Origin of the sequence: Priestia sp. SIMBA_032 (assembly GCF_046535215.1) — a bacterium.
GTDB classification, from domain to species: Bacteria; Bacillota; Bacilli; order Bacillales; family Bacillaceae_H; genus Priestia; species Priestia aryabhattai.
Window position 1 is genome coordinate 1 of the sequence record NZ_JAWRXD010001058.1, and the last position, 256, is coordinate 256.

Sequence of the window (256 nt, forward strand, 5' to 3'; positions counted from 1 at the left end):
GGGTAGGGCAACCGCCTCACCGCCGGCCGCGTTGATCTGATCGACGAACTCCTGGGACTTCTGAACGCGTCTGGCGCCCAGGGCAACCGGATAGCCGGCGGCGCCCAGCATCACCGCGGTGGCGGCACCGATACCGGAGGATGCGCCGGCGACGATGACCGGACGGCGATCGGGATGAGCGGGAAAACGGGGCATTCAGCGCACCTTCACCTTCATGGGGAGCGACGCGAATCCGCGGACATTGACCGAGTGCACG

General features: G+C 67.6%; 1 protein-coding gene. It reads right to left on the minus strand.

Annotated features, from left to right (window positions below; all coding sequences use genetic code 11):
* Nucleotides 1–195: SDR family NAD(P)-dependent oxidoreductase (locus SB717_RS37590; protein ID WP_410908238.1), on the minus strand; the 195-nt coding region annotated here is incomplete at its 3' end.
* Nucleotides 196–256: the final 61 nt, after the last annotated feature.